Origin of the sequence: Thauera aromatica, from assembly GCF_023093595.1 — a bacterium.
Taxonomy (GTDB): Bacteria; Pseudomonadota; Gammaproteobacteria; order Burkholderiales; family Rhodocyclaceae; genus Thauera; species Thauera aromatica_A.
Genome location: NZ_JALLIK010000110.1, coordinates 134969 through 156370, shown reverse-complemented (window position 1 = coordinate 156370; position 21402 = coordinate 134969). Strand labels below are relative to the sequence as shown.

17 protein-coding genes and 1 pseudogene are annotated in these 21402 nt (G+C 70.1%); 6 read left to right on the top strand and 12 right to left on the bottom strand.

Annotated features, from left to right (window positions below):
- Window positions 1-40 precede the first annotated feature (40 nt).
- The 7 genes from cysN to MXC99_RS16180 are packed head-to-tail and all read right to left on the bottom strand — an operon-like array spanning window position 41 to window position 6258.
- The gene (cysN, locus tag MXC99_RS16210) at window positions 41-1321 is read right to left on the bottom strand and encodes a sulfate adenylyltransferase subunit CysN (RefSeq protein ID WP_247726448.1); all 1281 of its coding nucleotides are present in this window, start codon (window positions 1319-1321) and stop codon (window positions 41-43) included.
- Between the two features lie 38 nt (window positions 1322-1359).
- Complete coding sequence (gene cysD / locus MXC99_RS16205) at window positions 1360-2274, bottom strand: sulfate adenylyltransferase subunit CysD (protein WP_075147165.1); 915 nt, start codon at window positions 2272-2274, stop codon at window positions 1360-1362.
- A gap of 7 nt (window positions 2275-2281) precedes the next feature.
- Window positions 2282-2434 (bottom strand): hypothetical protein, encoded by a 153-nt coding sequence (locus MXC99_RS16200; RefSeq protein ID WP_247726447.1) that lies wholly within the window; start codon window positions 2432-2434, stop codon window positions 2282-2284.
- A gap of 2 nt (window positions 2435-2436) precedes the next feature.
- Window positions 2437-3207, bottom strand: a complete 771-nt coding sequence (locus tag MXC99_RS16195; protein WP_247726446.1) for a phosphoadenylyl-sulfate reductase — start codon at window positions 3205-3207, stop codon at window positions 2437-2439.
- On the bottom strand, window positions 3204-3758 hold the full coding sequence (locus MXC99_RS16190) for a DUF934 domain-containing protein (RefSeq protein WP_247726445.1): 555 nt from the start codon (window positions 3756-3758) through the stop codon (window positions 3204-3206). The genes MXC99_RS16195 and MXC99_RS16190 overlap by 4 nt, the downstream gene beginning before the upstream one ends.
- Entirely contained in the window at window positions 3751-5433 is a 1683-nt protein-coding gene (locus MXC99_RS16185; protein WP_247726444.1) for a nitrite/sulfite reductase, read from the bottom strand. The genes MXC99_RS16190 and MXC99_RS16185 overlap by 8 nt, the downstream gene beginning before the upstream one ends.
- 45 nt (window positions 5434-5478) lie before the next feature.
- The gene (locus MXC99_RS16180; RefSeq protein ID WP_247726443.1) at window positions 5479-6258 is read right to left on the bottom strand and encodes a sulfite exporter TauE/SafE family protein; all 780 of its coding nucleotides are present in this window, start codon (window positions 6256-6258) and stop codon (window positions 5479-5481) included.
- Window positions 6259-6364: 106 nt separating this feature from the next.
- Here MXC99_RS16180 and cysB point away from each other — a divergent pair, with 106 nt between their 5' ends.
- Complete coding sequence (gene cysB / locus MXC99_RS16175) at window positions 6365-7306, top strand: HTH-type transcriptional regulator CysB (protein WP_247726442.1); 942 nt, start codon at window positions 6365-6367, stop codon at window positions 7304-7306.
- 71 nt (window positions 7307-7377) lie between these two features.
- Here the strand turns inward: cysB and MXC99_RS16170 are convergent, their stop codons facing one another.
- The 5 genes and pseudogenes from MXC99_RS16170 to MXC99_RS16155 form a co-directional block, all read right to left on the bottom strand.
- Window positions 7378-8439, bottom strand: a complete 1062-nt coding sequence (locus MXC99_RS16170) for an asparaginase (RefSeq protein ID WP_247726441.1) — start codon at window positions 8437-8439, stop codon at window positions 7378-7380.
- Window positions 8440-8554: 115 nt separating this feature from the next.
- Window positions 8555-9154 (bottom strand): NAD(P)-binding protein, encoded by a 600-nt coding sequence (locus tag MXC99_RS17015; protein ID WP_348772108.1) that lies wholly within the window; start codon window positions 9152-9154, stop codon window positions 8555-8557.
- A gap of 44 nt (window positions 9155-9198) precedes the next feature.
- Window positions 9199-10311, bottom strand: a pseudogene (locus MXC99_RS17010) (cation:proton antiporter); the annotation flags it as partial.
- Between the two features lie 38 nt (window positions 10312-10349).
- Window positions 10350-12203 carry an ABCB family ABC transporter ATP-binding protein/permease gene (locus MXC99_RS16160; RefSeq protein WP_247726440.1) on the bottom strand — a complete coding sequence of 618 codons (1854 nt, stop codon included), beginning with the start codon at window positions 12201-12203 and terminating at the stop codon, window positions 10350-10352.
- A gap of 8 nt (window positions 12204-12211) precedes the next feature.
- Entirely contained in the window at window positions 12212-12865 is a 654-nt protein-coding gene (locus MXC99_RS16155) for a LysE family translocator (RefSeq protein WP_247726439.1), read from the bottom strand.
- Between the two features lie 322 nt (window positions 12866-13187).
- On the opposite strand from MXC99_RS16155, the gene MXC99_RS16150 reads away from it, so the two are divergent.
- From MXC99_RS16150 to MXC99_RS16125, 5 genes are all read left to right on the top strand, one after another.
- On the top strand, window positions 13188-15683 hold the full coding sequence (locus MXC99_RS16150; RefSeq protein WP_247726438.1) for an acyl-CoA dehydrogenase: 2496 nt from the start codon (window positions 13188-13190) through the stop codon (window positions 15681-15683).
- 33 nt (window positions 15684-15716) lie between these two features.
- Window positions 15717-16181, top strand: a complete 465-nt coding sequence (locus MXC99_RS16145) for an acyl-CoA thioesterase (RefSeq protein ID WP_247726437.1) — start codon at window positions 15717-15719, stop codon at window positions 16179-16181.
- A gap of 31 nt (window positions 16182-16212) precedes the next feature.
- On the top strand, window positions 16213-18624 hold the full coding sequence (locus MXC99_RS17005) for a 3-hydroxyacyl-CoA dehydrogenase/enoyl-CoA hydratase family protein (protein ID WP_348772107.1): 2412 nt from the start codon (window positions 16213-16215) through the stop codon (window positions 18622-18624).
- A 14-nt stretch (window positions 18625-18638) separates the two neighbouring features.
- On the top strand, window positions 18639-19838 hold the full coding sequence (locus tag MXC99_RS16130; protein WP_247726436.1) for an acetyl-CoA C-acyltransferase: 1200 nt from the start codon (window positions 18639-18641) through the stop codon (window positions 19836-19838).
- A gap of 211 nt (window positions 19839-20049) precedes the next feature.
- Window positions 20050-21402 carry a Na(+)-translocating NADH-quinone reductase subunit A gene (locus MXC99_RS16125; RefSeq protein ID WP_247726435.1) on the top strand — a complete coding sequence of 451 codons (1353 nt, stop codon included), beginning with the start codon at window positions 20050-20052 and terminating at the stop codon, window positions 21400-21402.

Sequence of the window (21402 nt, the reverse complement as noted above, 5' to 3'; positions counted from 1 at the left end):
CGACCCCGTGACGCCCGGGCCGGGCGCGATGCGAAGCCGGTCAGCCGATCATGCCGGCGCCGACGGTGTTGTTGGTGCTCTCGTCGATGATGATGAAGGCGCCAGTGGCGCGGTTTTCGGCGTAGCGGTCAGCGACGATCGGCTGCGCGAGCTTGAGCGTGACGCGGGCGATGTCGTTCATCCCCAGGCCGCTGGTGGCTTCGTGCTCGAGCGTGTTGACGTCCAGCCGGTAGTCGATCTTCGCCAGCTTGGCCTTCACTTCGCGCGTGGTGTGGCGCACGAGGTAGGTGCGCGCCGGCGACAGCGGCGCCTCGGCGAGCCAGCACACGGTGGCGTCGATCTGCTTGACCGGCTCCGGCGCTTCGGCCGACTTGACGATGAGGTCGCCGCGCGAGATGTCGATCTCGTCTTCGAGCAGCAGGGTCACCGACTGCTCGTGGATCGCGCGCGGCAGTGCGGCGCCGCCGAGTTCGATCGCCTTCACCCGGCTGCTGGCGCCCGAGGGCAGCACGGTGACGGCGTCGCCGACGGCGATCTCGCCCGACTCGACCCGGCCCATGAAGCCGCGGTAGTCGTGCAGCGCGGGGTTGGCCGAGTCCTGCGGGCGGCACACGTACTGCACCGGGAAGCGGAAGTCCTCGGCCTGCTCGGTGTGGGCGGCGGGGGCGTTCTCGAGGATGTCGAGCAGCGTCGGGCCGTCGTACCAGGACAGGCGCTCGCCGCGGTCGACGATCATGTCGCCGGCCAGCGCCGAGATCGGAATGAAGCGCACGTCCTTGATGCCGAGCTTGGCGGCGAAGGCGAGGTAGTCGGCCTTGATGCGCTCGAACACGGTCTGATCGTAGTCGACGAGGTCCATCTTGTTGACCGCCACCACCAGGTGCGGGATGCCGACCAGGCTGGCCAGATACGAGTGGCGGCGGGTCTGGGTGAGCACGCCGCGGCGGGCGTCGATCAGGATGATCGCGAGGTTGGCGGTGGACGCCGCGGTGACCATGTTGCGCGTGTACTGCTCGTGCCCCGGGGCGTCGGCGATGATGTACTTGCGCCGGCCGGTGGAGAAGTAGCGGTAGGCGACGTCGATGGTGATGCCCTGCTCGCGCTCGGCCTGCAGGCCGTCGGTGAGCAGCGACAGGTCGACCGCGCTCATGCCGCGCTTGGCCGAAGTCTTCTCGATCGCGTTGAGGGTGTCGGCGAGGATGGTCTTGGTGTCGAACAGCAGGCGCCCGATCAGGGTGCTCTTGCCGTCATCGACGCTGCCGCAGGTGAGGAAGCGCAGCAGGCCGTTGTCGATCTCGGGCAGGTGTTCAGGGGCGGACATGGTCATGATTCCTTCAATTCTCTGTGTTCGGTCGCAGGTCAGAAGTAGCCTTCTTTCTTGCGCTGCTCCATCGACGCTTCGGAGGTCTGGTCGTCCATCCGCGTCGCGCCGCGCTCGGTGATCGTGGTGGTCGCGGTTTCGGCGAGGATCTTGTCCACCGTGTCGGCGTCGGATTCGACCGGCGCGGTGCAGGTGATGTCGCCCACGGTGCGAAAGCGCACCCGGATGTTTTCCACCACGTCGCCGTCCTTTGCCGGGGTGACCTCGGTCACCGGCTGCAGCAGGCCGTTCTTCCTCACCACCGGGCGCACGTGGGCGAAGTAGATCGACGGCAGCTCGAGCTGCTCGCGCTCGATGTACTGCCAGACGTCGAGTTCGGTCCAGTTGCTGATCGGAAACGCCCGGATGTTCTCGCCCTTGTGGCTGCGCGCGTTGTACAGGTTCCACAGCTCGGGGCGCTGGTTCTTCGGGTCCCACTGGCCGAACTCGTCGCGGAAACTCATGATCCGCTCCTTTGCCCGCGCCTTTTCCTCGTCGCGCCGCGCGCCGCCGATGCAGGCATCGAAGCCGAACTCCTCGATCGCCTCGAGCAGGGTCACCGACTGGTGCTTGTTGCGGCTCTCCAGCGCGTGCTTGAGCACCACCGTGCCGCGCGCCATCGAATCTTCCACCGAGCGCACGATCAGGCGCTCGCCCAGTTCGGACGCGCGCTTGTCGCGGAAGTCGGTCACTTCCCGATAGTTGTGGCCGGTGTCGATGTGCATCAGCGGGAAGGGGAAGCGCCCCGGGCGGAAGGCCTTCTCGGCCAGGCGCAGCAGGCAGATCGAATCCTTGCCGCCGGAAAACAGCAGCACCGGGTTGGCGCACTGGCCGGCGACTTCGCGCAGGATGTGGATGGCTTCGGCTTCGAGCCAGTCGAGATGGGTGAGCGTCTGTTTGGTCAGCGTGGACATGATGTGGTTACCGTTGCGGATGCTTGATCGGGTGTGAGCGCAAGGCGCGCAGGGCGGCCCGCAGCCCGGCGTGGAAGGCGGCGAGGCGCTGCTGCAGGCTGCGCCGGTCGGCGCCGACGGCCGCGCCGTGGGGCGCGCGGGCGGGATGCTTGCCGTGCATGGTCAGCCCTTCTTCACGTGAAGGCCGCATTCCTTGCTGGCCGGATCTTCCCACCACCAGCGCCCGGCGCGCACGTCCTCGCCGAGGGCGATGGCGCGGGTGCACGGGGCGCAGCCGATGCTGGGGTAGAACTGGTCGTGGAGTGCATTGTAGGGAAGGTCGTGGATGCGGATATAGGCCCAGACCTCGGTCTCGCTCCAGTCCGACAGCGGGTTGAGCTTGTCGAGGCCGTTGGCGGCGTCGAATTCGCGCACCGGCAGGCCGCTGCGGGTCACCGATTGCGCCGCGCGCAGGCCGGTGATCCAGGCCTTCTTGCCCGCCAGGGCGCGGCGCAGCGGCTCCATCTTGCGCACCCCGCAGCACGCCTTGCGTAGCTCGACCGAGTCGTAGAAGGCGTTGATGCCGTGGCTGCGGACGTAGTGCTCGACCGCGCCGGCGTCGGGGAAGTAGATCTTCAGCTTCGTGCTGTAGCGCCGCTCGACGTCGCCGATCAGGGTGTAGGTTTCGGCCGGCAGGCGCCCGGTGTCGAGCGAGAAGATCTCGATCGGCAGCGCGTTGGCGAGGATCAGGTCGGTCAGGACCATGTCTTCGGCGCCGAAGCTGTTGGCGAAGGCGAGTTCGCCGTCGGCGCCGAATTCGGCCACCGCCGCGCGCAGCAGGGCGAGCGCGGCGGTGGCCTTCGCGTCGACCGCGGCGCGCAATTCGGCGCTCAGCTGCGGGCGGGTGGCCGGGTTGGCCGCCGCCGGGCGCAGCGCGGAGACGGCGCCGCTCACCGCTGCACCTGGGGCGGAGCGCTGCGTTCGACGCGGCGGAACAGCGGCAGCGGGTCCTGCACCGAGCGCTGGTAGGGCTGGCTGAAGTCGCCGATGCTGGCGACCGCGGCGGCGAGCTGTTCGTCGGTGTAGCGCCCGGGGCGCGGCTGCAGGGCGTCGAAGCCGCAGCGGGTGAGGTAGTTGAACTGGTCGCGCAGCACTTCGCCGATCGCGCGCAGCTCGCCGCGGTAGCCGTAGCGGATGCGCAGCACGGTGGCGGCCGAGTAGCTGCGGCCGTCGGTGAATTTCGGGAACTGGAGGGCGATCACGGTCAGGGTGTCGAGGTCGTCGGCGAGCGCGGCGACGTCTTCGCCGGCGGCCAGCCAGACGCCCAGCTCGCCGCCTTGGGCGCGCGCCAGCAGCGCGTCGCGGCGCGCCTGCCACACCGCCAGCGGCACCAGTACCGGACCGGCGGGCACGGCGATGTCGGCTGCGGCTTCGCCTTCGGCGAGAACGACGAGCCGGCGCTCGTCGGTGACGATGCGGCCGTTCTTGATGATCTTGTCAGACATGGGCGGGGTTCCTTTGCGGCTGGCGCTCGGCATAGACGCGGTCCTTGAAGGGGTCGATGCCGACGCGATGGACGGTGTCGATGAAGCGCTCGTCTGCATGACGCAGTTCGAGATAGGTCTGGATCAGCTGCTCGATGACGCCGACCACTTCGTCGTGGGCGAAGGACGGGCCGATCACCTTGCCGAGCGCGGTGGCGTTGCCCTGGGTGCCGCCGAGGGTGATCTGGTACCACTCCTGGTTGTTCTTGTCGACGCCGAGAATGCCGATGTGGCCGACGTGGTGGTGGCCGCAGGAGTTCATGCAGCCGGAGATGTTGATGTCGATCTCGCCGATGTCGTGGAGGTAGTCGAGGTCGTCGAAGCGCTGCTGGATCGCCGCCGCGATCGGAATCGAGCGGGCGTTGGCGAGCGCACAGAAGTCGCCCCCGGGGCAGCAGATGATGTCGGTCAGCAGCCCGATGTTGGGCGTCGCCAGTCCGGCCTCGCGGGCGAGCTGCCACAGCGCGAAGAGGTCGGCCTGGCGGACGTCGGCGAGCGCCACGTTCTGCTCGTGCAGCATGCGTGCCTCGCCGAAGCTGAAGCGGTCGGCGAGATCGGCGATCCGGTCCATCTGCTCGGCGGTGACGTCGCCCGGGGCGGTACCGGTCTTCTTCAGCGACAGGATCACCGAGGCGTAGCCGGGCTGGCGATGGGCGCGCAGGTTGCGCTTCACCCAGGTGGCGAAGGCCTTGTTGCCGGCGAGCAGTTCATCGAAGGCGGCGTCGCGCGCGGGCAGGGCCTCGTAGGCGGGCGGGGCGAAGTGGGCCGACACGCGCGCGAGCTCGGCTTCGGTCAGGGTGTTGGGGCCATCCTTGGCCTGGGCCCATTCCTCCTCGACCAGGCGACGGAATTCGGCGACGCCGAGCGCCTTCACCAGGATCTTGATCCGCGCCTTCCAGACGTTGTCGCGGCGGCCGTAGCGGTTATAGACGCGCAGGATCGCCTCGCAGTAGGTGATCAGGTGCGGCCACGGCACGAACGCGGCGATTTCCTCGCCGAGGATCGGAGTGCGCCCGAGGCCGCCGCCGACCAGCACCCGGAAGCCCAGCTCGCCGGCGTCATTCTTGATCAGGTCGAGGCCGATGTCATAGACGCGGAGGACGACGCGGTCTTCGCGCGCGCTGTTGAAGGCGATCTTGAACTTGCGCGGGAGGTAGGCGAACTCCGGGTTGTAGGTCGACCACTGGCGCAGGATCTCGGCGAACGGGCGGGGGTCGGCGATCTCGTCGGCGGCGACGCCGGCGAACGGATCAGCGGTGATGTTGCGGATGTCGTTGCCCGAGGTCTGGTTGGAATGCATCTGCACGCTGGCGAGCTGGGCATGCATTTCGGGAATGGCTTCCAGCGGTGACCAGTTGAACTGGACGTTGGTGCGCGTGGTGAAGTGGGCGTAGCCGCGGTCGTAGGTGCGCGCGAGGTGGGCGAGCATGCGCAGCTGGCGGCTGGCGAGGTTGCCGTAGGGCACCGAGATGCGGAACATCGGCGCGTGCCGCTGGATGTAGAGGCCGTTCTGCAGGCGCAGCGGGCGGAACTCGTCGTCGCTCAGTTCGCCGGCGAAATAGCGCTGGGTCTGATCGCGGAACTGAGCGACCCGCTCGTCGAGGAGGCGCTGGTCGTGTTCGTCGTACTGGTACATGGTGTCTCTCTTGTCGGTTCCGGGGTGGAGGGCGGAATGCGTTGCTCAGTGGCTGATCAGCTTGGCGCCGACCAGCACCAGCATCGTCGCCAGGATCGGACGCAGCACGCGGTCCGGGATGCGGGTCGAAATGTGGGTGCCGAGCCAGATGCCGGGCAGCGAGCCGACCAGCAGGCTGCCCAGCAGCAGCCAGTCGATGCTGCCGAGGAACCAGTGGCCGAGCCCGGCGACCGCGGTCAGCGGCACCGCGTGGGCGATGTCGGAGCCGACGATGCGCAGCGCAGGCATCGTCGGGTAGAGAAAGAACAGGGCGGTGACGCCGAGGGCGCCGGCGCCGACCGAGGAGATCGACACCAGCACGCCGAGCACCGCGCCGGTGAGCACGGTGAGCCGGGCCGTGCGCGCCGGGTTCGACGTGCCGCCGAAGCGCGCCAGGGCGAAGGCCTGGATGTGCTTGCGGAAGATCAGCGCGACTGCGGTCAGGAGCAGCGCGAAGCCCAGCGCGACCTTGATCAGGCTGGCGGCGCCGTCGATGCCGCCGGGGGCGAAGCGCCCGACCAGCACCAGGGTCAGCACCGCGGCGGGCAGGCTGCCGGCGGCGAGGAGGCGGGTGATCTTCCAGTCCACCGTGCCCTTGAGACCGTGCGCGAGGGTGCCGCCGGTCTTGGTGATTGCGGCATAGAGCAGATCGGTGCCGACCGCCACCGAGGGGTGGATGCCGAACAGCAACACCAGCAGCGGTGTCATCAGCGAGCCGCCGCCGACGCCGGTCAAGCCGACGATGGCGCCTACGGCGAAACCGGCGATGGTATAAGCGAATTCCATAGGTGCTGCGCTCCTCGATGGTGCGGCGCATCGTAAAGACTCCGCTTAGCTTTAAAAAGGAGTTTTAAGTTAGACTTTAAGAACCTGTTGTTATATTGGCCGTGCCATGAACCTGCAGCAGCTGCGCTACATCCACGAAGTCGCCCGCCGCGGGCTCAACGTCTCCGAGGCCGCCGACGCCTTGTTCACCTCGCAGCCGGGCGTGTCGAAGCAGATCCGCCAGCTCGAGGCCGAGCTCGGGATCGAGATCTTCGAGCGCCACGGCAAGCGTCTGATCGCGGTCACCGAGCCGGGGCGCACGGTGCTGGCGATTGCCGAGCGCGTGCTGCGCGACCTCGACAACCTGCAGCAGGTCGGCGACGAGTTCGCCAACGAGGCGGTGGGCAGCCTGTCGATCGCCACCACCCACACCCAGGCGCGCTACGTGCTGCCCGGGGTGGTGCGCGATTTCATGCAGCGCTACCCGCAGGTCAAGCTCTCGCTGCACCAGGGCAATCCGCGCCAGGTCGGCGAGATGGTGCTCGACGGCACTGCCGACCTCGCCATCGCCACCGAGGCGATCGCCGAGTTCGACGAGCTTGTGATGCTGCCCTGCTACCAGTGGAACCGCTGCGTGGTCGCCACGCCGCGCCACCCCATCCTGCGCGAGACGCCGCTCACCCTGGAGGCGATCGCGCGCTACCCGATCATCACCTACGACGACGCGTTCACCGGTCGCGGCCTGATCAACAAGGCCTTTCTCGGCCGCGGCCTGAAGCCCAACGTGGTGCTGTCGGCGATCGACTCGGACGTGATCAAGAAGTACGTCGAGCTCGACCTGGGGATCGGCATCCTCGCGCGCATGGCCTACGACGCCGACGAGGACCGCCGCCTGGGGATGGTCGACGCTTCCCACTTGTTCGAGTCGAGCACCACCCGCATCGGCCTGCGCCGGCGCGCCTGGCTGCGCACCTATGTGTACGCCTTCATCGAGGGCTTCGCCCCCCATCTGTCGCGGCGCATGGTCGAGACCGCGCTCGCCGGCGGCGGCACCGACCCCGGCCTGTGACTCCGGCCGGTGACTCCGGCCGGTGACCCCGGGGCGTGGCGCGCGGGTGGCGCCGGCCGGCGGCGGGGGGCTCAGACGTGCTCGAACCAGCGCTGCAGGCGGGCGCCGCGCAGGCCGGCGGCGAGGGCGGCGATCAGGCGCACGCGTGCCTTCAGCGCGTCGAGGGGGCCGGCGTGCAGCCAGTGCGCGGGCAACGCGTGGCCGCGTGCGACGGTGCCGCCGCCGCAGCGGCTGGCGAGCACCACCGGCAGCGTCGGCGGCAGTGCTTCGAGTGCCGCCCGCCAGGGCGCGGGCAGGCTGGCGTTGCCGGGCAGGGCCAGCACCAGGCCGCCGCCGGGGCGGGCAGGCCCTCGGTGCTGCCGCGTCGCGCCTGCGCCGGTGCCGCCCGTGCCGTTTTCTTCCCCGCTGCCGGGCGCGTGGTGCAGGCTCCGCACCGCCGCGCCGAGCAGGTCCGGCGCGCTGCCGGCGGCCACGGTCAGGATTTCCACGGGCGGCAGCTGCGCCAGTCCGGCGGGCAGGCGCAGGGGGGCGGCCGCAGAGCGGTCCAGGGCCTGCAGGGCGGTGTCGCTGGCGGTCACGGTGAGCGCACCGGGCTGGGCGAAGGCGTCGATGGCGCTGGGGTGGCGCTTGGCGAGCGTGGTCGCGGGCAGGATGCGATCGCCGAGCACGGCGAGCACGCCGGCGCGCGCGGCCGCCGGGCGGGTGGCGAGCTGCACGGCCTGATAGAGGTTGAGCGGGCCGTCGGCCGACAGTGCGGTGGCCGGGCGCATCGCCGCAGTGAGCACCACCGGCTTGCGGCGGGCGACGGTGAGGGTGAGGAAATAGGCGGTCTCTTCCAGCGTATCGGTGCCGTGGGTGATGACGATGCCGTCCACTGCGGGGTCGTCGGCGAGCGCCTGCACGCGGCGCGACAGTGCCAGCCAGTGCGCGGGCGTCATGTCCTTGCTGTCGAGTGCGAACAGGGCCTCGGCGGTGACGGCGGCGAGTCCGGTGAGCTGGGGCACGGCGGCGAGCAGCTCGGCGCCGCCGAACTGCCCGGCGGTGTAGCCGCGCAGATCGGTCGCCGAGGCGGCGGCGCCGGCGATCGTGCCGCCGGTGGTGATCAGGGCGATGCGAGGACGGGCGGCGGGCACGGGGTGGACTCCTGTGGAAGTGCGGGCCGCGGGGGACGTCCGGGAACGTGGACGCGGGGAAGGCGGCCCGGGAACGGTTTGCTCGGCAAGAAGGACCAGGGTCGGGTGTGCGGCCTCAGGGGGTGGAAGGGCGGTCGTCGCGCAGCGCGACGATGCGCCGCTCGCGCTCCTGCTCGAGCAGGCGCAGCGAGGCTTCCGGCGGTACGCCCAGGCTCTCGAGGACCCAGCCGGTGAGCTGCAGGCCGGACTCCAGTGTTTCCGGGACCACGACCGAAGCGCCGGCTTCGCGTAGCCGCAGCGCATGGCGTTCGTCGCGGGCGCGGGCGATGATGCGCAGCATCGGCATCAGGCGGCGGATGCCCAGCACCGCATGTTCGGCTGCGGCAGTGTGGTCCATGGTCAGCACCACCGACTGCGCCCGGTCGATGCGCAGCTTGCGTAGCAGCTCGGGCCGGCTGGCGTCGCCGAACACCAGCGGCACGCCGGCCTTGCGCTGCTGGGCGACGAGCTTGGCGTCGTTCTCGATGGCGACGAAGGGTACCCCCTGTTCGGCCAGGATCTGCCCACCATCTGGCCGACGCGGCCGAAGCCGGCGATGATGACGTGGCCGTGGAGCTCGCCGAGCTCGGCATCGGGCGCCGCTTCGGGCGGCACCAGGCGGCGGTCGATGAGGTTCCCCAGGCCTTGGCCGAAGCGGGCGACGAGCGGGGTGCACAGCATCGACACGCCGACCACGATCAGCATGAACTGGGCGATTTCGCGCTCGAGCAGGTTGAAGCCCAGCGCCAGGCCGATGACGATGAAGGCGAACTCGCCGCCCTGGCCGAGGAGCAGGCCGCCTTCGGCCGCGCGCCCCCAGGACAGCCCGAAGCGGCGCAGCAGGACGACCAGGATCAGGCCCTTGAGCGCCAGCAGGCCGAGCACCGAGAGCGGAATCCACAGCGGTTCGGCGAGCAGCGCGCGCAGATCGATGCCCATCCCGACCGACATGAAGAACAGGCCCATCAGCAGGCCCTTGAACGGCTCGATGGTGATCTCGACTTCGTGGCGGAACTCGGTTTCGGCGATGAGCAGGCCGGCGAGCAGGGCGCCGAGCGCCATCGACAGCCCGGCCATCCAGGTCAGGGTGGCGACGCCCAGGGTGGTCAGCAGGGTCAGCGCGGTGAAGGTGTCGGGCTGGCGATTGGAGGCGATCTGGTGGAACAGCGGGCGGATCACGCGGCGCCCGATCAGGTACAGCGCGAGCACCGTCAGCACGCCCTTGAGCAGCGCGCTGCCGAGGAGGACGGCGAAACTGCCTTCGCCGGCGGCGGCGCCGAGGATGCTGATCAGCACCAGCAGCGGCACCACGGCGAGGTCCTGGAAGAGCAGGATCGCGAACGCCGACTGGCCCAGCGGCGTGCCCAGCTCGCGGCGCTGGATCAGGAGCTGCATGACGATCGCGGTGGAGGAGAAGGCCAGCACCGTGCCCAGGATCACCGAAGCCTCGACGGCGTTGCCGAAGGACCAGGCCAGCCCGCCGATCGCCGCCGCCGACAGCGCCACCTGCAGTCCGCCCAGTCCGAACACCTGGCGGCGCATCGACCACAGGCGCTCGACCGACATTTCCAGGCCGATCATGAACATCAGGAAGATCACGCCCAGCTCGGCGAGGAATTCGACGTCTTCGGGGCGGGCGAAGGTGAGCCACGACAGCAGCGGCCAGGTGTCGGCGTGACTCGCCAGGCCGTAGGGGCCGAGCACGGCACCGACCGACAGGAAGCCGAGCACCGGGTTGATGCGCAGCCGCCCGAGGAGCGGAATGAGCACGCCGCTGAGGGCGAGGAAGAGGATGATTTCCTTCAGGAAGGGGAAGCTGCCGTGGGCGTCCATCGGAGTGTCGTCGGGGAGTCGCGGGGAGGGAATTCAGCTCACGCCGGGGCGCCGGGTGCCATCCCGGCGCATACCGCGGCCGCAGCGCTGCCGTCGTCCGCTTCTTCCTGCTGCTGCAGCAGCCACATCTGGGCGTAGGCGCCGTTGCCGGCGAGCAGCGTCGCGTGGCGTCCGCGCTCGACGATGCGCCCGTCGTCGAGGACGATGATCTCGTCGGCGTCCATCACCGTCGACAGCCGGTGTGCGATCACCAGCGCGGTGCGGCCGCGGGCTGCGCGCTCGATCTGGGCCTGGATCGCCTTCTCGGTCTTCGAGTCGAGCGCCGAGGTCGCTTCGTCGAAGATCAGGATCGCCGGGTCCTTGAGCAGCGCGCGCGCGATCGCCACGCGCTGCTTCTCGCCGCCGGACAGCTTCAGGCCGCGCTCGCCGACCCGGGTGTCGTAGCCTTCGGGGAGCCGGGCGATGAAGTCCTCGAGCTGCGCGGCGCGGGCGGCGGCCTCCACTTCGGCGCGGCTGGCGGTGGGGCGACCGTACTGGATGTTGTAGAACAGGGTGTCGTTGAACAGCACCGTGTCCTGGGGGACGATGCCGATCGCCGCGCGCAGGCTGTCCTGGGTGAGCTGGCGCAGATCATGGCCGTCGATGCGGATGGCGCCGCCCTGGACGTCGTAGAAACGGTACAGGAGGCGTGCCAGGGTCGATTTGCCCGAGCCCGAGTGCCCGACCACCGCCACCGTGCTGCCGGCGGGGATGTCGAAATCGACGTCGAACAGGATCGGCCGGCGGGCGTCGTAGGCGAAGCCGACGTGCTCGAAGCGCACCCCGGCCGGGCCGGGCGGCAGCGCCACCGCATCGGCGGCGTCGGCGATCTCGCGGTGCTCGTGCATCAGGCCGAACATGCGCTCGATGTCGGTGAGCGCCTGGCGCAGTTCGCGGTACATCACGCCGAGGAAGTTGAGCGGGATGTAGAGCTGGATCAGGAAGGCGTTGACCAGCACGATGTCGCCGATCGTCATCGCCCCGCCCGCCACCCGGTCGGCGGCCTGCCACATCATCGCGGTGACGCCGACGGCGATGATCGCGGCCTGGCCGATGTTGAGCGCGGACAACGAATACTGGTTGGTCTCCTGCGCCTTCGTCCATTTCTGCAGTTCGTCGTCGTAGCGGCGCGCTTCGAAGGCCTCGTTGTTGAAGTACTTGACCGTCTCGAAGTTGATCAGGCTGTCGATCGCGCGCGCGTTGGCCGCCGAGTCGAGCTCGTTGGCGCGGCGGCGCAACGCGGTGCGCCAGTTCGTCACCTGCACCGTGAACACGATGTACAGCGCCAGCGTCACCAGGGTGATGATCGCGAACACGGCGTCGTACTGCACGAGCAGGATGCCGATCACCAGGCCGATCTCGACCAGGGTGGGCAGGATCGAGTACAGCGTGTAGCTGATCAGTGAGCCGATCGAGCGCGTGCCGCGCTCGATGTCGCGGGTCAGGCCGCCGGTCTGGCGCTCGAGGTGAAAGCGTAGCGACAGCGCGTGCAGGTGGCGGAACACGCGCAGCGAGATCGCCCGCACCGCCTGCTGGGTGACGCGGGCGAAGACGATCTCGCGCAGCTCGGTGAATAGCGAGGCGGAAAAGCGCAGCACTCCGTAAGCCAGCAGCAGCGCGGCCGGGACCACGATGAACGCCTGTTCGGTGGTGAGCGAGAGGCCGTCGATGAGATGCTTGAAGACGATCGGCACGCTGACGTTGGCGCCCTTGCCGGCGAGCAGGCAGCCGAGCGCGAAGATCACCCGGCCCTTGTAGGCCCAGATGAAGGGCAGCAGGCTCTTGAGCGTCTGCCAGTCGTGGCGCTGGGCGGGTTCGGGGCCGGGGAGGGCGGCGGCAGGGGCGCGTCGCATCGTCCGCCTCAGCGTGCCGCGGCGGGCAGGGGCGCGTCGTCGACCACCAGGCGCAAGGCGAGGCCGATGAAGAGCAGGCCGGCGATGCGCTCGAGCCAGGCGCCGGCACCGGGGCGACGGGCGAGGAGGCGGCCGATGCCGCCGGCGGCGAAGGCGAGGGCGCCGAAAATGAGCACGGTCTGGGCGGCGAAGAGCAGGCCGAGCTGGGCCATCTGCACGCTGGCGGCGCCGTCGGCGGGGCGCACGAACTGCGGCAGGAAGGCAAGGAAGAAGAGCGCGACCTTGGGGTTGATTGCGTTGGCGATGAAGCCGCGGCGCAGGTAGGCGTGCCACGGTGCGGGGGGCTGCGGGGCGGCGGCGTCCAGGTGCACGGCAGCGGCATGGCGCAGGGCGTTGATGCCGATCCAGGCCAGGTAGGCGGCGCCGGCGAGCTTGAGCGCGAGAAAGGCGGTGGGTGAGGAGGCCAGCGCCGCGCTCACCCCCAGCGCCGCCCACAAGGTGTGGGTGAAACAGCCCAGCGCGCAACCGAGTGCGATGCCGAATCCGGCCATGCGCCCGCGCGCCAGGCTTTGCCCCAGCACCATCAGGTTGTCGGGGCCGGGGGCGAGGGTGATCAGGAAGCTGATGCCGAGGAAGGCGAGGGCGGTGTCGAAATCGAGCATGACATGAACGGAAGGAGAAAAGGGATGAGCGTGAGGACCGAAACGGGGTCGCGGCGCGAAGAGGTGGACCATGCCGGGACCGACGGCGCGTGCCTGCCGATGCGTGCCGGAGGGGGTGTCGGCGCGATCGAAGCAGGCGTTTGAGTCCGGATTGTCGCCGTTATGCGGCCGGTTTGGAACAGCGCACGGGCAAGCTTGCCGCTGCTGGCGGGGTCTGCGCTTGCCCGGGTGCATGGCATGGCGGCTATGATGGGAGCTGGCCGGCGCCGGTGGGCGCCGTTCCCGGAGCCGGACGCAGGCTCCGCCAAGCCTGGAGACAAAGATGGTCTGGTTGGTCCTGATGGTGCTTCCCGTGCTGGTCGTCGGCCTCGTCGCCCGGCGCGCGGTGTCCTTCGCCTGGCTGTGGGCCGGGCTGGCCTGGCTCGCGGCGCTGGGTTGGGCGGCGGACTGGGCGCCGGCGCTGACCGTGCTGGCGATGGCCGCGTTCGCCGCGGCGATGTACGTGCTGCGCAACCCGGCGCTGCGCCGCAGGTGGCTGACGGCGCCGGTGTTCGCGCTTTTCCGTCGCGCCCTGCCGACGATGTCGCAGACCGAGAAGGACGCCCTCGAAGCCGGCACCGTGTGGTGGGAGGGCGAGCTGTTCGCCGGTCGCCCGGACTGGGCGAAGCTCGCCGCCTTGCGGTGGCCGCAGCTGAGCGCCGAGGAGCGTGCCTTTGTCGACAACGACACCGAGGAGCTGTGCCGGATGGTGCGGGACTGGGACTGCACCCGGCGTCAGGACATGCCCGCCGAAGTCTGGGCGTTCATCCGCGCGCGCGGCTTTCTCGGCATGATCATCCCGAAGGAATACGGCGGGAAAGGCTTCTCCGCCCTCGCCCATTCCGAAGTCATCACCCGGCTGGCGACGCGGTCGTCGACGCCGGCGGTGACGGTGATGGTGCCGAACTCGCTCGGCCCCGCCGAGCTGCTGCTGCACTACGGCACGCCCGAGCAGAAGCAGCGCTATCTGCCGGGGCTGGCGAGCGGGCGCGAGATTCCCGCGTTCGCCCTCACCAGCCCGTGGGCAGGGTCGGACGCGGCCTCCATTCCCGACGCCGGGGTGGTGTGCCGGGGGCAATGGAACGGCGCCGAAGTGCTCGGCATGCGGGTCAGCTTCGACAAGCGTTACATCACCCTGGCGCCGGTGTGCACGGTGTTCGGGCTGGCGTTCCGTCTCTACGACCCGGAGCGCCTGCTCGGCGGCGACGAGGATGTGGGCATCACCTGCGCGCTGGTGCCGCGCGACCATCCGGGCGTCGACATCGGCCGCCGCCACGCCCCGCTCGACGCGGTGTGGATGAACGGCCCGGTGCGCGGCAAGGACGTGTTCATGCCGCTGGAGTTCATCATCGGCGGCCCGGCGATGGCCGGGCAGGGCTGGCGGATGCTGATGGAGTGCCTGGCGGCGGGGCGCTCGATCTCGCTGCCGGGCTCCAACGCCGGCATGCAGCAGCTCACCGCGCGCGCGGTGGGGGCCTACGCCCGCGTGCGCCAGCAGTTCAGGACGCCGATCGGGCGCTTCGAAGGGGTCGAGGAGGCGCTCACCCGGATCGGCGCCAACACCTACCTCAGCGACGCCGCGCGGGTGCTGACCGCGGGCGCGCTCGACCTCGGCGAGAAGCCGGCGGTGGTGTCGGCGATCGTCAAGTACCACGTCACCGAGCGCGCCCGCCAGACCGTCAACGACGGCATGGACGTGATCGGCGGCAAGGGCATCTGCCTCGGGCCGCAGAACTTCCTCGGCCGCGCCTACCAGCAGATTCCGGTCGGGATCACGGTGGAGGGGGCGAACATCCTCACCCGCAGCCTGATCCTGTTCGGCCAGGGCGCGATCCGTTGCCATCCCTGGGTGCTCGCCGAAATGGACGCCGCCCGCGGCGGCGATCTCGAAGCCTTCGACCGCGCGCTGTGGGGCCATGCCGCGTATACCGCGTCGAACGCCGCGCGCGCCCTGGTGATGGGGCTGACCGGCTCGCACTTCGTCCGCGTCGGTGCCGACGTCGCCCCCGAGACCCGGCGCTACTACCAGCAGCTGACCCGCTTCTCGGCCGCGTTCGCCTTCCTCGCCGATCTCTCGATGGGCATTCTGGGCGGCGCGCTCAAGCGCAAGGAGAAGTTGTCGGCGCGGCTCGGCGACATCCTGTCGCTGATGTACCTGGCGAGCGCGACGCTCAAGCGCTACGAGGCCGAAGGCCGCCAGGCCGCAGACGCACCGCTGATGCACTGGGCGATCTGGGACTGCATGTTCCGCATCCAGCTCGCCTTCGAAGGGGTGATCGCGAACTTCCCCAACAAGCTCGCCGCCGCGCTGCTGCGCCGGGTGGTGGTGTTCCCCCTCGGCCATCCCTACGTGGTGCCTTCCGATCAGCTCGGCCATCAGGTCGCGGCGCTGCTGATCGAGCCCTCTCCCACTCGCGACCGCCTGACCGCCGCGGTCCATCTGCCGCAGGACGTCGACGAGCCGCTGGGGGCGCTCGAAGCCGCGCTCGCCGCCACCCTCGCCGCCGAGCCGGTCGAGGCGCGCCTGAGGCAGGCCGAGCGCGAGGGCCGCTTCAGCCCCGGCGTGCTCGCCAGCGGCGACGTCGATGAAGTGTGGCGGCGCGCGCGCGATGCCGGCGTGATCGGCGCCGAGGAATACGCTCTCGTCGAGCGCCGCAACCGGCTCCGCGACAAGGTCATCCGCGTCGACGATTTTCCCCTCGATTTCGGCCTCGCCGAGGCCCTCGGCGCCGCATCCGCGGGTCGTAACCCGGGTCGTAATCCTACTCCCGCGCCCTGAGCGGCGCGACCTTGCCGTGGAGCCTCTCCGACGATGAACGATAGCCCCGATCCCCGGACCTGCCTGCCGGCGCACCGGCAGCCCGAGCTGCGGGTGATGCCGATGCCGGCCGACCTCAACCCCGAAGGCAACGTCTTCGGCGGCTGGATCATGTCGATGGTCGACATCGCTGGCGCGATTCCCGCCCACCGCCGCGCCCGGAGCCGGGTGGCGACGGTGGCGGTGAATTCCTTCGCGTTCCGCCAGCCGGTGTCGGTCGGCGATTTGGTCAGCTTCTACGCCGAAGTCGTCGCCACCGGGCGCAGCTCGGTCACCGTCGACGTCGAGGTGTATGCCGAGCGCGACCTCGAGAACCCGGTGGTGGTGAAAGTGACCGAGGCGCGGCTGACCTACGTCGCGCTCGACGAGCACGGGCGCAAGCAGCTGATTCCACCGGCGTCGCCTCCACCGGCGTCGCCGACTGCGCCCGAGCGACCCGCTCCACCGACCCATTCCTGAGCACACCGCACCCCGCGGGGAGGAGGCCCAAGTGAATCGACTGATCATCCGCAAGATCGCCGTGCTCGGCGCCGGCGTCATGGGGGCGCAGATCGCCGCCCATTGCGCCAGTGCCGACATTCCGGTGATCCTGTTCGACCTCGCCGCGCCGGAGGGCGCGGCCAACGCCGTCGCCGCGCGCGCCATCGCCGGGCTCGTCAAGCTCGATCCGGCGCCGCTGGCGGCGCGCGGCTGTGCGCACTACATCGAGGCCGCCAGCTACGAGCACGACCTCGCCCGGCTGGGCGAGTGCGACCTGGTGATCGAGGCGATCGCCGAGAAGATGGAGTGGAAGCTCGCGCTCTACGCCCGCGTCGCCCCCCACCTGCGCGCCGATGCGGTGTTCGCTTCCAACACCTCGGGGCTGTCGATCGCCGCGCTCTCGGCCGGGCTGCCGGCGGCGCGGCGGGCGCGCTTTTGCGGGGTCCATTTCTTCAACCCGCCGCGCTACATGGCGCTGGTCGAGCTGATTCCCACCGCCGACACCGAGCCGGCGCTGGTCGATGCGCTCGAGGCTTGGCTGACCACCCGCCTGGGCAAGAACATCGTGCGCGCGCAGGACACTCCCGGTTTCCTCGCCAACCGCGTCGGCGTGTTCTCGATTCTCGCCGTGATTCACCACACCGCGCGCCTCGGTCTGGCCTTCGACGATGTCGATCTGCTCACCGGCACCCGCATCGGGCGTCCGAAGAGCGCCACTTTCCGCACCGCCGACGTGGTCGGGCTGGACACCCTCGCCCACGTTGTCGGCACCCTGCAGGCGACGCTCGGCGAGGAGGGGGGCGGCAGCGCCGATCCCTGGCACCGCCATTTCGTCGTCCCCGACTGGCTCCAGGCACTGATCGCACAAGGGGCGCTGGGGCAAAAGCGCGGCGCCGGCATCTACCGCAAGCATGGCGGGCGCGTCCAGGTGCTCGACCCGGCGACGGGGGGCTACCGCGACAGCGCCGGCGAGCTCTTCCCCGACGTCGAGGAGATCCTCGCCCTCAAGGACCCGGTGGAGAAGTTCGCCGCGCTCGCCGCCCATCCGCACCCCCAGGCGCAGCTGCTGTGGTCGGTGTTCCGCGACCTGTTCCACTACTGCGCTCATCACCTCGGCACCATCGCCGGCAACGCGCGCGACGTCGACCTGGCGATGCGCTGGGGCTTCGGCTGGGCGCAGGGGCCGTTCGAGACCTGGCAGGCGGCAGGCTGGCGCGAAGTGGCGGCGATGATCGAGGACGACATCGCCCATGGTCGGGCGATGGCGGCGGTGCCGCTGCCGGCCTGGGTGGCCGGGCGTGACGGCGTGCATGCGCCGGCCGGCTCCTACAGCGCTGCCGCCGACACCCTGGTGGCGCGCACCGCGCTGCCGGTGTATCGGCGCCAGCTCTACCCCGACCGGGTGCTCGGCGAGGCGCCCGATGCGCGCGGCGAAACCTTGTGGGAAAGCCCGGCCGGGCAGGGCGGAGTGCGCCTGTGGTGCCGCCCCGATCAGGATGCGCGGATCGGCATCGTGTCGCTCAGCGGGCGGGTGCATGCGATCGGCAGCGTCGCCGTCGACGGCCTGCTCGAAGCGATTGCACGCGCCGAGGCCGAACTCGACGGCCTGGTGATCTGGCATCCGGCGCCGTTCGCGGTCGGTGCCAACCTGCAGCAGCTCGCCGAAGCCTGCGCCGAGGGCCAGTTCGCTCTCCTCGAGCGCATGGTGGCGAAGTTCCAGCGTGTCTCGATGGCGATCCGCCATGCCCAGGTGCCGGTGGTGGCCGCGGTGCAGGGGATGGCCCTGGGCGGCGGCTGCGAGTTCGCGATGCACGCCGCGCACCGGGTGTTCGCGCTCGAGAGCTATGTCGGTCTGGTCGAGGCCGGGGTCGGCCTGATTCCGGCCGGCGGCGGCTGCAAGGCCTTCGCCGTGCAGGCGCATGCGCTGGCGCAGCGTGCGGCCGGCGGCGATGTCTTCCCCTACATCCAGAACGCCTTCCAGACCATCGCCCTGGCCACCGTGGCGAAGAGCGCGCGCGAAGCGGTCGAACTCGGCTTCGGCACCACCGCCGACGACATCCTGTTCCACTCCGGGGAGCTGCTCCATGCCGCGATCCGGCGCGCGCGCGCGATGGCGGAGTCGGCCTGGCATCCGCCGCTGCCGAACCCGGCGCTGACCGTGGCCGGGCGCAACGGCATCGCCACCTGCGAGCTGATGCTGGTGAACATGGCCGAGGGCGGCTTCATTTCCGCACACGACTACCGCGTCGCCAAGGCCGCGGCCACCGCGCTGTGCGGCGGCGAGGTCGAATCGGGGGCGGCGGTCAGCGAACAGTGGATCCTCGACGTCGAGCGTGCCCAGTTCGTTGCCCTGCTGCAGACCGAACAGACCCGGCAGCGCATCGCCCACATGCTGGAAACCGGCAAACCGCTGCGCAACTGAGCGAGGAACGAGCCATGAGCAAGCAGATTCAGGACGCCTACATCGTCGCCGCGCTGCGCACTCCGGTGGCGCGGCGCAACGGCGCCTTCCGCCACGTCCGCCCGGACGACCTGCTGGCGCAGGTGCTGGCTGCGGTAGCGGCCGCGGTGCCCGCGCTCGACGCCGGCGAGATCGGTGACGTGATCACCGGCTGCGCGATGCCCGAAGCCGAGCAGGGCATGAACGTGGCGCGCATCGGGCTGCTGCTCGCCGGCCTGCCCGAGCGCGTGCCCGGCGTCACGATCAACCGCTTCTGCGCCTCGGGCCTGCAGGCGGTGGCCGATGCCGCCGCCCGCATCCGCCTCGGCGAGGCCGACGTGATGATCGCCGCCGGCACCGAGAGCATGAGCGCGATGCCGCAGATCATGGGCAACAAGGTCAGCCTCAACCCGGCGATCTTCGCCCGTGCCGAGAACGTCGGCATCGCCTACGGCATGGGCCTGACCGCGGAGAAGGTGGCGGCGCAGTGGCAGGTGAGCCGCGCCGACCAGGATGCCTTCGCCCTCGAATCGCACCGCCGCGCCTGCGCGGCGATCGCCGGCGGGCGCTTCGCCGACGAGATCCGGCCATACACGGTGCAGTCACATGTGCCGGGCGAGGACGGCGCGGTGCGGGTGATCGAGCGCGTCGTCGAGCACGATGAAGGACCGCGCGCGGACGCTTCGCCCGAGCGTCTGGCGAAGCTCAAGCCGGTGTTCGCCGCGCGCGGCTCGGTGACCGCGGGCAACAGCTCGCAGATGTCGGACGGTGCGGCCGCGGTGCTGCTGATGAGCGAGGCGGCGCTGAAGCGTTACGAGGTGGCGCCGGTCGCCCGTTTCGCCGGCTATGCGGTGGCCGGGGTGGCGCCACAGCTGATGGGGATCGGGCCGGTCGAGGCCATTCCACGCGCCCTCGCGCGCGCCGGGGTGGGGCTCGGCGAGATCGGCTGGATCGAACTCAACGAGGCGTTCGCCGCCCAGGCGCTGGCGGTGATGCGCGAACTCGGGCTCGATCCGGCGCGAGTCAATCCGCTCGGGGGGGCGATCGCGCTGGGTCATCCGCTCGGCGCCACCGGGGCGATTCGCAGCGCGACCCTGATCGCGGCGATGCGGCGCGACCCCGCCCTGCGCTACGGCATGATCAGCATGTGCATCGGCACCGGGATGGGGGCGGCAGGGGTGTTCGAGCGCGTCTGAGCGTGCCCGGGGCCGCCTGCCGGGCAGGCCGTGTCCCGGCCGGGAACGCAATCCACGTAAACTCCAGCCAAAGTCGAGGTGATCGTTCGGTAACAATCTTTTATAATCCGCCCGTTTGTCGACGCGAGGCCTGTCCCCCCGTCCGGTAGCAGCAGGCTGCCAAGGGGGGAAAGGCCTCGTTCATTCTCACGAGTCTTTGGGCGAGAAGCGCATGATCAGAATCAAACGCGGCCTGGACCTGCCCATCACCGGTGCGCCGGCGCAGCGCATCGAGGCCGGGCGTGCCGTGCGCAGCGTGGCCGTCATCGGCTTCGACCATCACGGCATGAAGCCGACGATGGCGGTGCAGGTCGGTGACCGGGTCAAGCTCGGACAGGTCCTTTTTTCCGACAAGAAGACGCCCGGCGTGGTGTATACCGCGCCCGGGGCCGGTACGGTCAGCGCGATCCATCGCGGCGAGCAGCGTGCGCTGCAATCGGTGGTGATCGACCTCGACGACGAGAACGCCGCCGACAGCGCGGTCGAGTTCGCGCGCTACGGCGACGCCGAGCTCGGCGCCCTGTCCGATGCCCAGGTGCGCGACAACCTGATCCGCTCCGGATTGTGGACGGCGCTGCGTACGCGTCCCTTCAGCAAGGTGCCGGCGGTCGACGCGAAGCCGAGTTCGATCTTCGTCACCGCGATCGACACCCATCCGCTGGCGGCCGATCCGGCGGTGGTGATCGCCGAGCACGAGGCCGATTTCGAGCGCGGCCTGAAAGTGCTGGCGCGCATCGCCCGCGTCGTCGTGTGCCATGCCGCCGGTGCCCGGTTGCCGGGCGCGGGGCTCGCCGATGTCGGTGCCGAAGCTTTCGCCGGGCCGCATCCCGCGGGCCTGCCGGGCACCCACATCCATTTTCTCGATCCGGCCGATGCGCACAAGAGCGTGTGGTACCTCAACTACCAGGACGTCATCGCCGTCGGCAAACTCTTCGCCAGCGGCCGGCTGTGGGTCGAGCGGGTGGTCGCGCTCGGCGGGCCGATGATCGGCAAACCCCGCCTGGTGCGCACCCGGCTGGGGGCGAACCTGGACGAGCTGACCGCCGGCGAGATCCGGGTCGGCAAAAAGGTGCGGGTGATTTCCGGGTCGGTGTTCGGCGGGCGCACGTCGCGCGGCGCCTGTGCCTACCTCGGCCGTTACCACCTGCAGGTGTCGTGCCTGGAGGAAGGCACCGAGCGCGAGATGCTGCATTACCTGCGCGCCGGGGTGAACAAGCATTCGGTGATGAACCTCTACCTCTCCAAGCTCGACCCCGCGCGCCTGTTCGACTTCACCACCAGCACCAACGGCAGCCCGCGGGCGATGGTGCCGATCGGTAACTACGAAGAAGTGATGCCGCTCGACATCCTGCCCACCCAGCTGTTGCGCGCGCTGATCGTCGGCGACACCGAGATGGCGCAGAAGCTCGGCGCCCTTGAACTGGACGAGGAAGACCTCGCCCTGTGCACCTACGTCTGTGCCGGCAAGTACGAGTACGGTCCTATCCTGCGTGACAACCTCACGCGCATCGAGAAGGAGGGTTGA

Coding starts and splice junctions, on each gene's coding strand:
- MXC99_RS16145 (WP_247726437.1), top strand. CDS start 15,717: ATGAACGATAGCCCCGATCCCCGGACCTGCCTGCCGGCGCACCGGCAG.
- MXC99_RS16130 (WP_247726436.1), top strand. CDS start 18,639: ATGAGCAAGCAGATTCAGGACGCCTACATCGTCGCCGCGCTGCGCACT.
- cysD (WP_075147165.1), bottom strand. CDS start 2,274: ATGTCCACGCTGACCAAACAGACGCTCACCCATCTCGACTGGCTCGAA.
- MXC99_RS16200 (WP_247726447.1), bottom strand. CDS start 2,434: ATGCACGGCAAGCATCCCGCCCGCGCGCCCCACGGCGCGGCCGTCGGC.
- MXC99_RS16180 (WP_247726443.1), bottom strand. CDS start 6,258: ATGGAATTCGCTTATACCATCGCCGGTTTCGCCGTAGGCGCCATCGTC.
- MXC99_RS16160 (WP_247726440.1), bottom strand. CDS start 12,203: ATGCGACGCGCCCCTGCCGCCGCCCTCCCCGGCCCCGAACCCGCCCAG.
- cysN (WP_247726448.1), bottom strand. CDS start 1,321: ATGTCCGCCCCTGAACACCTGCCCGAGATCGACAACGGCCTGCTGCGC.
- MXC99_RS16155 (WP_247726439.1), bottom strand. CDS start 12,865: ATGCTCGATTTCGACACCGCCCTCGCCTTCCTCGGCATCAGCTTCCTG.
- MXC99_RS16185 (WP_247726444.1), bottom strand. CDS start 5,433: ATGTACCAGTACGACGAACACGACCAGCGCCTCCTCGACGAGCGGGTC.
- MXC99_RS16150 (WP_247726438.1), top strand. CDS start 13,188: ATGGTCTGGTTGGTCCTGATGGTGCTTCCCGTGCTGGTCGTCGGCCTC.
- cysB (WP_247726442.1), top strand. CDS start 6,365: ATGAACCTGCAGCAGCTGCGCTACATCCACGAAGTCGCCCGCCGCGGG.
- MXC99_RS16125 (WP_247726435.1), top strand. CDS start 20,050: ATGATCAGAATCAAACGCGGCCTGGACCTGCCCATCACCGGTGCGCCG.
- MXC99_RS16190 (WP_247726445.1), bottom strand. CDS start 3,758: ATGTCTGACAAGATCATCAAGAACGGCCGCATCGTCACCGACGAGCGC.